This window comes from Bifidobacterium sp. SO1 (genome assembly GCF_018555335.1).
Lineage (GTDB): Bacteria > Actinomycetota > Actinomycetes > Actinomycetales > Bifidobacteriaceae > Bifidobacterium > Bifidobacterium simiiventris.
This window is the reverse complement of the sequence record NZ_JAFEJR010000001.1, coordinates 480,306-494,319: the sequence shown is the minus strand read 5'-3', so window position 1 is coordinate 494,319 and position 14,014 is coordinate 480,306. Positions and strand designations below refer to the sequence as shown.

The 14,014-nt window shown below is 62.0% G+C and carries 12 protein-coding genes and 1 tRNA gene; 8 read left to right on the top strand and 5 right to left on the bottom strand.

Going from position 1 to position 14,014, the window contains the following annotated elements:
• The first annotated feature begins 117 nt into the window (after positions 1-117).
• Positions 118-4,209 (top strand): glycoside hydrolase family 2 TIM barrel-domain containing protein, encoded by a 4,092-nt coding sequence (locus tag JS541_RS02080; protein ID WP_214372701.1) that lies wholly within the window; start codon positions 118-120, stop codon positions 4,207-4,209.
• A 126-nt stretch (positions 4,210-4,335) separates the two neighbouring features.
• Here the strand turns inward: JS541_RS02080 and rplI are convergent, their stop codons facing one another.
• From rplI to rpsF, 4 genes are all read right to left on the bottom strand, one after another.
• On the bottom strand, positions 4,336-4,782 hold the full coding sequence (gene rplI, locus JS541_RS02075; RefSeq protein ID WP_033496390.1) for a 50S ribosomal protein L9: 447 nt from the start codon (positions 4,780-4,782) through the stop codon (positions 4,336-4,338).
• Between the two features lie 19 nt (positions 4,783-4,801).
• On the bottom strand, positions 4,802-5,050 hold the full coding sequence (gene rpsR, locus JS541_RS02070) for a 30S ribosomal protein S18 (RefSeq protein ID WP_033496388.1): 249 nt from the start codon (positions 5,048-5,050) through the stop codon (positions 4,802-4,804).
• Between the two features lie 76 nt (positions 5,051-5,126).
• A complete protein-coding gene (locus JS541_RS02065) occupies positions 5,127-5,798 on the bottom strand; it encodes a single-stranded DNA-binding protein (RefSeq protein ID WP_214372699.1) in 672 nt (223 codons plus the stop codon).
• Positions 5,799-5,847: 49 nt separating this feature from the next.
• Positions 5,848-6,144, bottom strand: coding sequence for a 30S ribosomal protein S6 (gene rpsF / locus JS541_RS02060; protein ID WP_033496384.1), 297 nt, complete (start codon positions 6,142-6,144; stop codon positions 5,848-5,850).
• A gap of 248 nt (positions 6,145-6,392) precedes the next feature.
• On the opposite strand from rpsF, the gene JS541_RS02055 reads away from it, so the two are divergent.
• The 3 genes from JS541_RS02055 (at position 6,393) to rlmH (ending at position 9,639) form a co-directional block, all read left to right on the top strand.
• Positions 6,393-7,406, top strand: coding sequence for a ribose-phosphate diphosphokinase (locus tag JS541_RS02055; protein ID WP_214372697.1), 1,014 nt, complete (start codon positions 6,393-6,395; stop codon positions 7,404-7,406).
• Positions 7,407-7,724: 318 nt separating this feature from the next.
• Positions 7,725-8,903 carry a UDP-galactopyranose mutase gene (gene glf / locus JS541_RS02050; protein WP_214372695.1) on the top strand — a complete coding sequence of 393 codons (1,179 nt, stop codon included), beginning with the start codon at positions 7,725-7,727 and terminating at the stop codon, positions 8,901-8,903.
• Positions 8,904-9,159: 256 nt separating this feature from the next.
• On the top strand, positions 9,160-9,639 hold the full coding sequence (gene rlmH, locus JS541_RS02045) for a 23S rRNA (pseudouridine(1915)-N(3))-methyltransferase RlmH (protein ID WP_214372693.1): 480 nt from the start codon (positions 9,160-9,162) through the stop codon (positions 9,637-9,639).
• A gap of 38 nt (positions 9,640-9,677) precedes the next feature.
• Here the strand turns inward: rlmH and JS541_RS02040 are convergent, their stop codons facing one another.
• Complete coding sequence (locus JS541_RS02040) at positions 9,678-10,250, bottom strand: hypothetical protein (protein WP_214372691.1); 573 nt, start codon at positions 10,248-10,250, stop codon at positions 9,678-9,680.
• A 411-nt stretch (positions 10,251-10,661) separates the two neighbouring features.
• On the opposite strand from JS541_RS02040, the gene JS541_RS02035 reads away from it, so the two are divergent.
• The 4 genes from JS541_RS02035 to JS541_RS02020 all read left to right on the top strand — a co-directional run bounded on the left by JS541_RS02035 (position 10,662) and on the right by JS541_RS02020 (position 13,901).
• Positions 10,662-11,081, top strand: coding sequence for a glycerophosphodiester phosphodiesterase (locus tag JS541_RS02035; protein WP_214372690.1), 420 nt, complete (start codon positions 10,662-10,664; stop codon positions 11,079-11,081).
• A gap of 349 nt (positions 11,082-11,430) precedes the next feature.
• A tRNA-Ser gene (locus JS541_RS02030) sits at positions 11,431-11,518 on the top strand.
• A 289-nt stretch (positions 11,519-11,807) separates the two neighbouring features.
• On the top strand, positions 11,808-12,179 hold the full coding sequence (locus JS541_RS02025; protein ID WP_346428271.1) for an MFS transporter: 372 nt from the start codon (positions 11,808-11,810) through the stop codon (positions 12,177-12,179).
• A gap of 189 nt (positions 12,180-12,368) precedes the next feature.
• Positions 12,369-13,901 carry an RNA-binding domain-containing protein gene (locus JS541_RS02020; protein ID WP_214372688.1) on the top strand — a complete coding sequence of 511 codons (1,533 nt, stop codon included), beginning with the start codon at positions 12,369-12,371 and terminating at the stop codon, positions 13,899-13,901.
• Positions 13,902-14,014 lie beyond the last annotated feature (113 nt).

The following is a 14,014-nucleotide window of genomic DNA, read 5'->3' as shown; positions in this document are numbered from 1 at the left end:
CCGCCGTTTCCGTCTCTTCGGAAGCGGCGGCTTCGTCGTATTCAGGCACGCCGGACAAACCGTAATGGTAGCGTTATCATCGATACCGGCCAACCAGCCCGAAGGAGCGCCGAACCCATGTTCATCCCACGGTATTACGAAAACCTCGACACCTCGCACGTCGGCACCGAGCCGAACCGCGCCTACTACATCCCCGCCTCGCGCCGCATGGACACCGTCGGCGAACGCCGTGCGGACTCCGACCGGTTCACGCTGCTCAACGGCGACTGGGACTTCAAGTACTACGCCAGCATCTACGATCTGGACGACGACGTGCGCAGCGCCCACGCGGCCGGCCTGCCCGCATTCTTCGACGACGGCTTCGACGGCGTCGGCACGGACGCCGACGCCGAGGTCTGGGAGCATCGCGCGGCCGTCAGCCACGGTCGCGAGGCCGCCGGCTTCACCGCGATCCCGGTGCCGAGCGTATGGCAGAACCACGGCTTCGACGGCCACCAGTACACGAACGTCAACTACCCGTTCCCGCTCGACCCGCCGTTCGTCCCGCACGATAACCCGTGCGGCGTCTACATCCACGAGTTCGACCACACGCCGAACCCCGACGCGCCGCGCACCTTCCTCGACTTCGAGGGCGTGGACTCGTGCTTCTACGTGTGGCTTAACGGCACGTTCATCGGCTATTCGCAGGTCTCGCACTCCACGAGCGAGTTCGACGTGACCGACGCGCTCGTCGACGGCATGAACATGCTCGCCGTGCTCGTGCTCAAGTGGTGCGACGGCAGCTATCAGGAGGATCAGGACAAGTTCCGCATGTCCGGCATCTTCCGCGACGTGTACCTGCTCGACCGTCCGGAGGACGCGATCCGCGACTACTTCGCGCATACGTCGATCTGGCGCAACGTCGATCCGGACAAACTGGACGATCTGACCGACGCCGAGTACGATGCGTCGCCGGTCGATCACGCGACCGTGGACGTCGACTTCGCGTTCTACGACAACGTGGACGTTCCGGTGACCGTGCAGCTGTTCGACACGGACGGCGAGCTGGTGGCCGAAACGCAGGCCGAGCCGATCGATCTTGCGAACGTTGGCGCAGATGAGAACGCTGGCACGACTGCGAACGATGGCGGCGATCTGTCTGACGACGAGGATGATTTGATCGGCGAGGCCGAGGACGTGCTGCTCGACAATGCCGACGCGGCCGACAAGGGATTGCTGGATGGCGATGGCGATGCTGCAGCCGATGATGACGTTGCCGATGCTGGTGATGCTGCAGAGGCCGACGACCTTGAGGAAGGCACCGTCGAATCCATCGACGAGATCGCCGATGAGTCCGAACCGTCCGACGCGGAATCCGCGCTGCACATCGCCATCGAAACCGGCACCGCGTCGCCGATGATCATCGACACGGACACCGCCGCCGGCGACAGCGCGTTCCTGCCGACCGCGCACGCGCGTCTCGTCGTCGACGAACCCAAACTGTGGACCGCCGAAACCCCGTACCTGTACACCATCGTCTACACCACCGCGAACGAGACGATCACCGATCACGTCGGCATCCGCGAGATCAGCGTCGACGGCAACGTCGTCAAGGTCAACGGCAAGCCGATCAAGATCCACGGCGTCAACCGCCACGACTCCGATCCCGTCACCGGGTACACTATCAGCGAGGCGCAGATCATGCGCGACCTGACGCTGATGAAGGAGCACAACGTCAACGCGATCCGCACCAGTCACTACCCGAACGCGCCGCACTTCTACGACCTGTACGACCGACTCGGCTTCTACGTGATCGGCGAGGCCGACGACGAAAGCCACGGCACCGACGTCGCGATTGCCGAGAACAACGACTGGGACGCGCAGGCCGCCCGCTGGCCGCGCATGATCGCGGACAACCCGGCGTTCACCGCGCCCACCGTCGACCGCGTGCAGCGTTGCGTCGAGCGTGACAAGAACCGGCCGAGCATCATCTTCTGGTCGATGGGCAACGAATGTGCATACGGTTGCACGTTCGAGGCCGCGCTCGCGTGGACTCAGGCGTTCGACCCGAGTCGACTCACGCACTACGAGTCCGCGCGCTACGTGACGGCCGATCGCGAGTACGATTTCAGCCATCTCGACATCCACAGCCGCATGTATCCGCCGCTGGAGGACATCGACCAGTACTTCTCCGAGGAAGGCCCGCGCACGCCGGACGGCAAGCACGACGGCACCTTCGGCGGAGACGATGGTGACAACGGTGTCAAGCCGTACTTCATGTGTGAGTTCTGCCATGCGATGGGCAATGGTCCGGGCGATCTCGAGGACTATTTCGACCGCATCCAGCGCTACGACGGCCTGGTCGGCGGCTGCATCTGGGAGTGGTGCGACCATGCGATCGACCGCGGCACGAATGCGGCCGGCAAGCGCGAGTACGCGTACGGCGGCGATTCGGGCGAGTATCCGCACGACGGCAACTTCTGCATGGACGGCCTCGTGTACCCCGACCGCACGCCGCACACCGGCCTGCTCGAGTTCAAGAACGTGTACCGCCCGGTGCGCGTTGCCGGATTCGATGCGGCCGCCGGCACGGTCACGCTGCACAACTACTACGACTTCCTCAACACCGCTGACGCGGGCCTGTTCCTCGACTTCACGCTCGTGGTCGACGGACGGCCGACCGTGAACGCCGTGTGGGAGGAGGATGCGGCCGCCGGCGACGCGTTCCGCGTGGAGCATCCGGGCAGCTACGCGCCCGCGATGCCCTCGATCGAGCCGCACGGCGAGACGACGGTGGAGCTGCCGACCGCGATCCGTGACGCGATCGCCAAGCTGGGCGAGTCGGCCGGCAAGGTGACGCTGCTTGTGCGCACGTATCGTCTGACCGACGACGGCGTGCTGCTCGCCGGCTTCCCGCTCGGGTTCGACGAGGTCGCGGTGCCGACTGCCGATCCGCGCAACCAGACCGTCGTCGCGCTGCTGGAGGCGGTGCGCGAGGATGAGGTCGCCGAGGATGATGTCGTTGGTGAGGAATCTGACGAGGAACTTGGCGAGGATTCCGATGAGGATTCCGACGGCTGCGCAGGCGACTGCGAATCCGAACAGTGCGCGTGCGGCGGCTGCGCATGTGCCAAGGCGATGCCGTCCGGAGCGGCCGAACTGGGGGAGTGCCGCCCGGCCTACGCGGCCGGCACCGTCATCCCGCCGCTGCTTACCGTGTCCGATACGTCCCGCACGGTCACCATCGAATCGCCGGACTTCCGGTACGAACTCGACAAGCGCACCGGTCTGTTCTCGTCGATGACGTTCGCGAACCGTTCGCTGCTCGACCGTCCGATGGAGGTCAGCATCTGGCGTGCACCCACCGACAACGATCGCAACATTCGTCACGAATGGGAACGTGCGCAGTACGATCGCGCGTATATTCGCGCATACGAGGTCGGTGTGCTGGTCGACGAGGATGACGTGATCGCGCCGCGGAATGATGCGGATTCGGTGTCCGACATGGATATGGTCGCGCCCGACGTCGCCGCGCAGTCCGAAGGCGAGCCGGAATTCGTGGCATCGTTTGGCGACGCGAACGATCGCAGCGCCGCAGCGCCGTCCGTCGATGCGGTGTCCGTCGCCGGCGACGTGACGATTCACGCGCGGCTCGGCTTGGTTGCGCCGATCATCCAGCGCATCGCCGACATCGACGCGACGTGGACGATCCACGTCAACGGTGCGGTCGAACTGACGATGGACGTGACACGCGACACCGCGTTCCCGTTCATGCCGCGCTTCGGCCTGCGCCTGTTCGTACCCAAGTCGATGCACGACGTGACGTACTGCGGTCTTGGCCCGGTCGAAAGCTACGTCGACAAGCGCCGCGCCAGCTGGCACGGCGTGTTCTCCGGCACGCCGGCCTCGTTGTTCGAGCCGTACATCAAGCCGCAGGAGAACGGCAACCACCACGACTGCGATTGGGCGTCCGTGGCTGGCGACGGCGTGACGCTCACGTTCTTCGGCGAGCAGACGTTCGACTTCCAGGCGCTGCCGTACACCGCCGAGGAACTGACGCGCAAGGCACACAACAGCGAACTGGAACAGGCGGATTCGACCGTGGTGAACGTGGACTACGCGCAGTCCGGCATCGGATCGAACAGCTGCGGCCCGGCCCTGGCCGAGCAGTACCGGCTCGACGCGGAGCAGTTCTCGTTCACGATCGGACTGTTGCCGTCCGCACGATGACCGGCCGGGCATAGAAAAAGCCCGTGCCCCGCGGAAATCCACGGGGCACGGGCTGATGCTTAAGCTCAGACTGTTATTGATCTGTCAGTCTGGAAGTTCCGGCGAGCCAAGCCCGCCGGAACAGGGTCACTCGGCGACGACCTTCACGAAGAAGGACGCGGTGATCTCCGGGTGCAGGGCAACCTTGGCCGGGAAGTCGCCGGTGGTCTTGATCGGCTCAACCTCGATGTTCTTCGGGTTGACGGCGGCCTTGTCGGACAGGGCGATCGCGATCTTGTCGGCGGAGATGCCACCGAAGAGCTTGCCGGACTCGGAAACCTTGGCGGCGATCTCGACGGTGGTGCCCTCGATGAGCTCCTTGGCGGCGACGGCCTCTTCGCGGGTGGCGACGGCCTTGGCCAGGCGAGCGCGCTTCATCGCCTCGACCTGAGCGGCAGCGCCCTTGGTCCACGCGAAGGCGAGGCCCTGCGGGAACAGGTAGTTGCGGGCGTAGCCGGACTTGACCTCGACGACGTCACCGGAGTGACCGAGGTTGGCAACGGTTGCAGTGAGGATAACCTTGGTATCAGCCATGTTCCTTTACCTCCTCAAATCAGCGGCCGGAAGTGGCGTACGGCAGCAGAGCCATCTCGCGGGCGTTCTTGATCGCCTTCGAGATCTCGCGCTGCTCCTGCACGGTCACGCCGGTGATACGACGGGAACGGATCTTGCCGCGATCGGAGATGAACTTGCGCAGCAGCGCAACGTCCTTGTAGTCGATCGTGGTGATCTTGGCAGCCTTCAGCGGGTTCGGCTTCTTCTTGAACGGCTTGACCGGCGGTTGCGGCCTCTTGCGTGACATGATGTTCTCCTTAAAACGTTAGGTTTGATGCGCTTCGTGAGTAGTGCCCGGTGGTGCGGGGCGATCGCAGGCGGAATCAGAATTCCGGCTCGTCGGAGCTGCCACCGAAATCGGTGCTGCCGCCGAACGTCGAGAATCCGCCGCTCGCGGAGGCATCCGACGACCACGGATCGGTCGCGGGGGCCTGCTGGGCGGGCTGTGCGGGAGCGGGGGTCGGGGCGCCGTTGTTGTACGCGGCACCGCCCTGGTATCCACCGTTGCCGCCGGCATATCCGGCACCGCCGGAATAGCCGTTGCCGGCACCGTACCCACCGGCGTTGCCGGCGTTCTGGCCACCGTTGAATCCGCCCTGCGCACGGCCGGCGAATCCGCCCTGGCCGTTGCTAGACATGCGGGTCACCTGAGCGGTGGCGTACCGCAGCGATGGGCCGATCTCGTCCACGGTCATCTCGACCACGGTGCGGTTCGTGCCGTCCTGTGCCTGATACGAGCGCTGGGACAGACGGCCCTGGGCGATCACGCGCATGCCCTTAGACAGGGTCTGGGCGCAATGGTCGGCCAGGTCACGCCAGGCGGAGCAGCGCATGAACAACGCCGGGCCGTCCTCAAACTGGCCGGACTGGCGGTTGTACGTGCGCGGCGTCGAGGCGATGGTAAAGCTCGCGACGGTTGCGCCGGAGCCAATGGTACGCAACTCGGGATCGGCCGTAAGATTGCCGACCACGGTGATGATCGTTTCGCCTGCCATGACGTTACCTTCTTACTTACTCACGGTTCAGCTATTGCTGAGGGAAGCTTTACTTGGCGTCCTTACGAAGGATCTTCGTACGGATCACGGATTCGTTGAGGTTCAGCACACGGTCGAGCTCGTCGCTGACGGCAGGCTCGCAGGTGTAGTTGACCACGACGTAGTTGCCTTCGGTCTTGCCGGCGATCTCGTAAGCGAGCTTGCGGCGTCCCCAAATATCGGTGTTCTCAACGGAACCACCTTCCTTGGTGACGAGTTCCAGATACTGCTCGGTCAGCTTCTTCAGACCGCGCTCATCCAGCTCGGGATCGGCAATGAACATCAGTTCGTACTTATGCGCAGACATCACCCACCTCCTTCGGACTATTCGGCCACGGACTTTCCGCGGCAGGAGTGTGTATACGCGTCATCCGCACCTGGGTGCGGGCAACCTGTATAGACTATCGTCACCGTAAGACAGTCGGATCGCGATCCACGAGCCGGGCGCGCGTCGCGCGGCACGTCGGATACAGTGCCGTTGTTATATTGGAAGACGGCTATTTTCGACCGTCCGGCTGCGGCCGTGCGGTGACTGACGATTGTGGAAGGCGGATCATGTCGGCGATTCTCGAAGGCACACCGGATAAGCGACTCGTGCTGGTGTCGGGTCGCGCGTACCCCGAACTGGCTCACGAAGTGGCGCGGTGCATGGGAATCGACGTCCTCGAAACCACGGCTTACGATTTCGCGAACGGCGAGATGTACGTGCGCTACACCGAGCCGGTGCGTGGCGCGGACGCGTTCGTGCTGCAGTGCCATACCGATCCGATCAACAAGTGGATCATGGAACAGCTCATCATGATCGATGCGATGAAGCGCGCGTCGGCACGCTCCGTCACCGTGGTCGCGCCGTTCCTCGGTTACTCGCGCCAGGACAAGAAGCACCTCGGCCGCGAGCCCATCACCGCCCGCCTGATCTTCGACCTGTTCCGTGCCGCCGGCGCCGACCGCATGATGACGATCGACCTGCACGCCGCGCAGGAGCAGGGCTTCTTCAACGGTCCGGTCGATCATCTGACCGCGACCCCGGTGCTGCTCGACTACGTGCGCAACAACGTGCCGATGGAGCACGCGACGATCGTCTCCCCGGACGCCGGCCGCATCAAGGTGTCCGAGCAGTGGGCTGCCAAGCTCGGCAACCTGCCGCTTGCGTTCATCCACAAGACGCGCGACACGACGCGTCCGAACCACGCGACCGCGCACGGCATCATCGGCGAGGTCGCCGGTCGCGACTGCGTGGTCGTCGACGACATGATCGACACCGCGGGCACGATCTGCGAGGCCGTGCGCACGCTGCGCAACGCCGGTGCGGCGTCCGTCACGCTGGTCGCCACGCACGGCCTGCTGTCCGGTCCGGCTATCGAGCGGCTGCGTGACTGTGGCGCGCGCGAGATCATCGTCACGAACACCGTGCCGGTGCCGGAGGAGAAGCGTCTGCCGAACATGACCGTGCTGTCGGTTGCGCCGCTGCTGGCTGCGGGCATCCGGTCCGTGTTCGAGTCGCGTTCGGTCATGCATCTGCTGGAGGGATTGCCGGCGGACATGCGGCCGCGCAATATTTATGCGTGATGATTGCGCGGGTTGCGTGACGATTGTGCGACCTGTACGGCATGAGTTGCGTCGGACTGCGTGAGCTGTGCGATTGCTGCTGGGCTGACTGGCATGGTCGATCCGACTTGCGGATTCGCTGATTATCGCTGATTGCTGACGAGGCTCCCCTGACTTTGGTCGGGGGAGTTTTTTCATATGCGAACGTGTGCGGCCGTGCGAACGTGCGCGACGATGCGAACGTGTGCGGTGGCGGGCGGCTGGGAGAAAACGCGTTCGATAGCCCCCATACGATAAACTGCTGGGGAAACGAACATCCTGTATGGAAGGTTGTGAGATATGGCGGAAAACGTGCAGTATCCGGATTTGGTGATCGTCGGCGCGGGCCTGTTCGGCCTGACGGTGGCGCAGCAGGCGGTCGAACGTGCCGGCGCGCGCGTGCACATCATCGACGTGCGCGACCACATCGGCGGCAACGCGTACTCGTATTTCGATGAGGAGACGGGCGCGGAGATCCACAAGTACGGCGCCCACCTGTTCCACACGTCCAACAAGCGCGTGTGGGAGTATGTGAACCGCTTCACCGAGTTCACGAACTACGTGCACCGCGTCTACGCGACGCACGACGGCGTGGTCTACCCGCTGCCGATCAACCTCGGCACGATCAACCAGTTCTTCGGCGCGTCCTACACGCCGGACGAGGCGCGCAAACTCATCGAGGAGCAGGCGGGCGAGCTGGCCGGCACCGACCCGCAGAACCTCAACGACAAGGGCATCCAGCTGATCGGCCGCCCGCTGTACGAGGCGTTCATCAAGAACTACACCGGCAAGCAGTGGCAGACCGACCCGGCCGACCTGCCAGCCGACATCATCAAGCGACTGCCGGTGCGCTTCAACTACGACAACCGCTACTTCAAGGACACGTGGGAGGGCCTGCCGAAGGATGGCTACACTGCGTGGATGGAGCGCATGATCGACGACCCGCGCATCACGGTCGAGCTGGGCGTGGACTTCTTCGACGAGTCGCAGCCGTACAACAAGAAGGCGCTGCTCGCCGCGGGCGTGCCGGTTGTGTACACCGGCCCGGTCGACCGCTACTTCGACTACGAGCTGGGCGATCTCAAGTGGCGTACGGTCGACTTCAAGGAAGTGCGCTACGACGAGGACGACCACTTCGGCTGCCCGGTGATGAACTACTCCGACGCGGACGTGCCGTACACCCGCGCGATCGAGTTCAAGAACTTCAACCCGGAACGTTACGATTCCCAGAACCACGAGAAGACCGTGGTGTGGGAGGAATACTCGCGCTTCGCGGAGCGCGGCGACGAGCCGTACTACCCGATCAACACCGACGAGGACAAGGCGCTGTACGCGAAGTACGCCGAGAAGGCCGCGGCCGAGCCGAAGGTCGTGTTCGGCGGCCGTCTGGGCACGTACAAGTACTACGACATGCACAACGTGATCGACACGGCGCTCACCGCGTTCGACGAGCAGGTGCTCCCGCTCATCGCGAAGTGACCCGCGTCGTCTCGTTCCTTGTGTCATTTCGACCGAGCGCCAGCGAGCGGAGAAATCTTACGGATGCAACAAACGCCTGAAGATTTCTCCGCTCGGCTTTGCCTCGGTCGAAATGACAGATAGGTAGTCGCCTCGGTTGAAACGACAGATAGGTAGGCTGTCTCGACTGCAATGACCAATAGGCAAGGACGCCTCGGCTGTGCCATACGCGAAGGCATGATGTAATAATCGAGTATCGGATCGAGAGGGGAGCATCATGCAGATTGACATCATCGCCGTCGGCAAGGTCAAGGAATCGTACCTGCGCGACGCCATCGCCGAGTACAGCAAGCGGTTAAGCCGCTACTGCAAGCTCGACATCATCGAAGTCGCCGACGAGAAGACCCCCGAACATGCGAGCGAGGGCGTCGAGCGGCAGATCAAAGCCAAGGAAGGCGAGCGGATCGCGCGTCATCTGCGCGACAATGCATACGTTATCGCCCTTGCGATCGATGGCAAGATGCTCACGTCGGAAGGTCTGGCGAACGAAATCAACCAGCTGGGACTGCGCGGCGTAAGTCACATCCAGCTCGTCATCGGCGGTTCGATCGGACTGGACGATGCGATCCTGCGTCGCGCGAACTACAAACTGAGTTTCTCGAAAATGACGTTCCCGCACCAGCTCATGCGGGTCATCCTGCTTGAGCAGATCTACCGCGCGTACAAGATCAACGCGCACGAGCCATACCACAAATAAGTACGGGCGGCGATTGCCCGTTACCGGTTGAGCGGCTGTCAATCGCGCGGGTGCAGTGCGCGGTATTGCAGCGAATAGCTGATGCGCGGGACGCGGGACGGTGTCGGCTGCTGGTCGGCTGCTGGTTCCGGTGAACCGGTTGCGCTGGCCGTGTCTGCCGATGCGGCTGAACCGGTTGATTCGACGGTGCCTGTCGCATCGGAACGCACGGTTCGGGCCAGCGAATCGGACGTATTCGCGGCAGCCGACGATAGGCGTGATGCGACGGAGCTGAACGGGGTGGTCCGCGGGGCGTTGACGCGAACGGAGCGTGCCGGCTGAGCGGCGACCGGTGCCGCGACAGTGGGCGGTGACGCCGCATCGGCGGGCTGTGCAACGATGATTGGGCGCATGCGGCCGGTGTTGGTGGGGAAGAAGCTCGGCGGGAGCGGCTGTGGGGGAGTGGCGGGGCCTTGCGGTTCTTCGGTTTCGGGTGTTGCGGAGGATTCGTCCGAGGCGTCCGAGAGGTCGAATCCTTCATCCTCGAGATCGGAAAGCGGGATCAGGCGGGTCTGCATCGATGTGTCGCGTATATCGTCCATGCGCCATCGCTGGTCTTCAGATTCGGCCATACTCGTCTCCCTACTTTCACGCGACTGCACCGAGCGTATCGCGTTGTTCGCTACCGGTCGGTAAGAAACGGCGTATGTACGCAACTTCGCCACCTTATATCCATGTGAATATCACATCCGACACGCCGACGTACAAGAAAAACGAACATTTGGTTTGTGAGATATTGTGCAAGCGAACATGGTCTGATATGGCATACATATCAACGGGTTGATATGCGGCGCGTTGGTGTCTGGCAAGTAAAACCGCACAATTATAAGGTTTTTCGCACATGTGATTGGCGGTATCGTAAGAGTTGTCGCACAAGACGACATCATAATCGCAGTGATCAGCCGAATGATTTACGTGTTATATATAACATGTTCATGTTCGGTTTGCGTAACGGGTATGCCATTCAAGCAAGGGGAATCATCATGGCAAACGATCAAGTGATCGTCGTGAACGAGTCGATGTTCGGGCAGGACGCGGCCGCGAAGACCGCCGAGGCCAACAAGGTGGCCAAGAAGTTCGGCATCGGCGACAAGGCGCTGGCTGCCGTCGAGGACTTCAAGCAGGCGCTGGCCGACAACAACGCGTGGGATCTGCCGTTCATGGGGTATGTGAACGAGGACGGCTACGGCTACGCGTATGTGTCCGACCGCGCGGTTTCGCCCGCGACCGGCTGGGATGCGCACAAGGCGTTCAAGGAGCTGCCCGAGGACGTGCAGACCGCGTTCGCGATCCGCATGCTGTTCACGCACCGCGACGTGGACCGCTACGGCGCGGATATGTTCCTGCACTACGAGCGCGGTTTCGCGGTGCGCTTCGAGGGTCCGGGCTCGAACAACTACTGATTGGTGGCTGGTCGGCTGCCGTTGGTCGGGTGGTTCTCGTTGGCCGTGTGATCTGACGGCCGTGGCTGCCGGCGGCGTGCGGTGTGGCTGACGATCTGGCTGACGGTATGGTCTTCGAGGTGTCTTGCGACACGCCGAAGACCATTTTTGTATGATGGTGGAGGTTGGCGGTTATATGGCCTTATAATCGTTGGAAAAACGCGGTTTTTATGGCTGCTGGCGGCTGATGTCGGGGTAGTTCGGCGAGTTCGAATCTCGTATCCTCCGCCAAATCGATTTGTCGATTTCGAATATCGTGCTAGTATATCCAAATTGTGTGCTGACGCGTTCGCGCGGAAGTGACACGAATGGAGGATTCGCCTAGTGGTCTATGGCGCACGCTTGGAAAGCGTGTTGGTGTAACAGCCTCACGAGTTCGAATCTCGTATCCTCCGCCATCAGGGTTTTCGGATCGATCCGAAAACCCTTTTTTCGTTTCCGACGGATCCCGAAGTAGCGGTCTCCGGTTCGGGACGCGTCGGTAAGCGTCCGTTTCCTACCAGAACAATAAGGATAGTAAGGATAAACGGTCGCGTATTGGGTCGGAGGCGTCTGTTTTCCGCTAGGGCGCGAGGATGCTGGAAGCAAACGGACTCGTGCTGGGGCAGAAACGTCCGATTCCGGATAGGACGGGAGTCGTTCTGGTCGTCGGTCGGCGCCAAGCGCATCCACGACTGTCTGCGCGCGGTGGCCGTCGGGTTCGTGCTGATCGGCATCACCACGGCGGGACTCGGTTTCGCGCCGACGCTGCTCGTGTTCCTGATCATCGATTTCCTGACCGGACTGGCCACGCCGCTGGCCGCGTCGCCGGCGTTCACGATGCTGCAGCAGGAGTCGGCGGAGGATATGCAGGGGCGCGTGTTCGGACTGTTGAAAGCGTTCTCGCCCTTCGGCACGCCGTTGGGCATGCTGGTGTTCGGACCGCTGGCCGACATGATCGACGTGCGGCTCATCTTCATCATCGGCGGCGCGCTCACCATTCCGCTGGGATGCTGGCTGGGCCACGTCGGCGCCGTCACATGGCGGGCGGATGCGGGGGGCGGTGACGAAGACCGGTGATGTCCGGCCCGGTGACGTAGCTGACGGATATTCGGTGTGCTCCTTGTTGTTCCGGTCAACGGCAGGAGCACACGTCAAGCGCCGGTACTTACGCATCACCGGCGAATGAGTCATCTCAGATTCCGCATTTCGAGTTGCCTAGTTTGATCTGCGTTACACTGGACAAACAAATGATTCGGGGGAGGCGACATGAACGCTACGGAACTTTCCGCCGTGCTTGAGCGCGGCGAGAACATCTCAGTCGAGTTCAAGCGCTGTGGCGTCCAGCCGGAGACGGATACATTCGAGACGGTATGTTCGTTCAACAATCGATTCGGTGGCTCGATTTACCTTGGGGTGCTGAATGACGGTACTGTTGAAGGTGTCGATCGTGAACAGGCTGTCGCCATCGAACGTAATCTCGTGAACGTGATTGGCAATCCCAAACTGTTCAACGTTGCGCCGGCTATCGAGACTGAACGCATCGAATATGCCGGCAAACTCGTGATCCGCGTCTGGGTTCCGGCCGGTCCCGCGGTCGTCAGTTTCAAACACGTGATCTATGATCGTGTGGCCGACGTGGATCGGCGCATCACCAGCGAGACGCAGATTGCGCAGATGCACATCCGCAAGCAGAACCATTTCAGTGAACAGCGCGTATACCGGTATTTGAAGCCGTCAGATTTCCGATTCGATCTGCTGCCGCGCGTGCGCAAACTGGCCGCGCTGAAGACGCCCGGCCACCCGTGGGCCGAGATGGACGATATGGAGCTGATGCGCAGCGCTGACCTGTACGGCGTGAACTACGACACCGGCGAGGAGGGCTTCAACCTCGCCGCTGTTATGCTGCTCGGCAAGGATGAGGTTATCTCGCGCATCGCGCCTGCCTACAAGACCGACGTGATCGTGCGCCGCCAGAATTTGGACCGTTACGACGACCGGCTTATCGTGACTACGAACCTAATCGAGGCGCAATCGCAGATCTCCGAGTTCGCGAAACGATATCTGCCCGACCGGTTCATGTTGGAGGGCGACCAGACCGTCAGTCCTCGGGATATCATCATCCGCGAGTTGGTCTCGAACCTGATGATCCACCGCGAGTTCGTCAGCCCGTACCCGGCCAAGTTCCTCATCCTCAACGACGGCATCCACACGGAGAACGCCTCCAAGGCGATTTTTCAGGGGCAGCTTGCCATCACGAGTTTCAAGCCGGTGTCCAAGAATCCATTCATTGCGAAGTTCTTCCGCAACATCGGCCTTGCCGACGAGCTTGGCAGTGGCATGCGCAACCTGTACAAGTACTCGAAGCCATATTCCGGCAAGGACCCTGTGCTCGACGACGGCGACGTGTTCGAGGCGTTCGTCCCCGTGCGCTGGGTGGAAGGCGATGTTGTCGGGGATGGTTTACCTGCTCATGATGAGGTTGGGCGCGAACCGGATGAAACTGATGAGCAGGCAACTGACCCAGATGAGACTGTAAATGGGACTGTAAATGGGACTGTAAATGGGACTGTAAATGGGACTGTAAATGGGCTGAAGGAACGGGAACAGCGTCTTCTGGACCTGATTCGGGACAATCCGTCGCTCACTTACCGGCAAGCAGCATCCGCGCTGGGTGTGTCTTATAACACGGTGTGGCGAGCTTTCCAGACGATGAGGAAAAACGGGCTCATCATTCGCACAGGCTCTGACAAGCGCGGCACATGGCGCATTCTCTTCCGTAGTGATGCGTTTGACGAGTGATGGAATCGTATGTAGAGCGTCTTAACGAGCTGAGCCGTTTGATCTTGTGCGGCATCGTTGTAGGATCTGGCGTCCTATCGACCGATTCTCGTTGGGACAAAAAGAGACCGACT

Excerpts from the sequence above, each read along its gene's own strand:
- JS541_RS02080 (WP_214372701.1), top strand. The coding sequence starts at position 118 with ATGTTCATCCCACGGTATTACGAAAACCTCGACACCTCGCACGTCGGC.
- rplI (WP_033496390.1), bottom strand. The coding sequence starts at position 4,782 with ATGGCTGATACCAAGGTTATCCTCACTGCAACCGTTGCCAACCTCGGT.
- rpsR (WP_033496388.1), bottom strand. The coding sequence starts at position 5,050 with ATGTCACGCAAGAGGCCGCAACCGCCGGTCAAGCCGTTCAAGAAGAAG.
- JS541_RS02065 (WP_214372699.1), bottom strand. The coding sequence starts at position 5,798 with ATGGCAGGCGAAACGATCATCACCGTGGTCGGCAATCTTACGGCCGAT.
- rpsF (WP_033496384.1), bottom strand. The coding sequence starts at position 6,144 with ATGTCTGCGCATAAGTACGAACTGATGTTCATTGCCGATCCCGAGCTG.
- JS541_RS02055 (WP_214372697.1), top strand. The coding sequence starts at position 6,393 with ATGTCGGCGATTCTCGAAGGCACACCGGATAAGCGACTCGTGCTGGTG.
- glf (WP_214372695.1), top strand. The coding sequence starts at position 7,725 with ATGGCGGAAAACGTGCAGTATCCGGATTTGGTGATCGTCGGCGCGGGC.
- rlmH (WP_214372693.1), top strand. The coding sequence starts at position 9,160 with ATGCAGATTGACATCATCGCCGTCGGCAAGGTCAAGGAATCGTACCTG.
- JS541_RS02040 (WP_214372691.1), bottom strand. The coding sequence starts at position 10,250 with ATGGCCGAATCTGAAGACCAGCGATGGCGCATGGACGATATACGCGAC.
- JS541_RS02035 (WP_214372690.1), top strand. The coding sequence starts at position 10,662 with ATGGCAAACGATCAAGTGATCGTCGTGAACGAGTCGATGTTCGGGCAG.
- JS541_RS02020 (WP_214372688.1), top strand. The coding sequence starts at position 12,369 with ATGAACGCTACGGAACTTTCCGCCGTGCTTGAGCGCGGCGAGAACATC.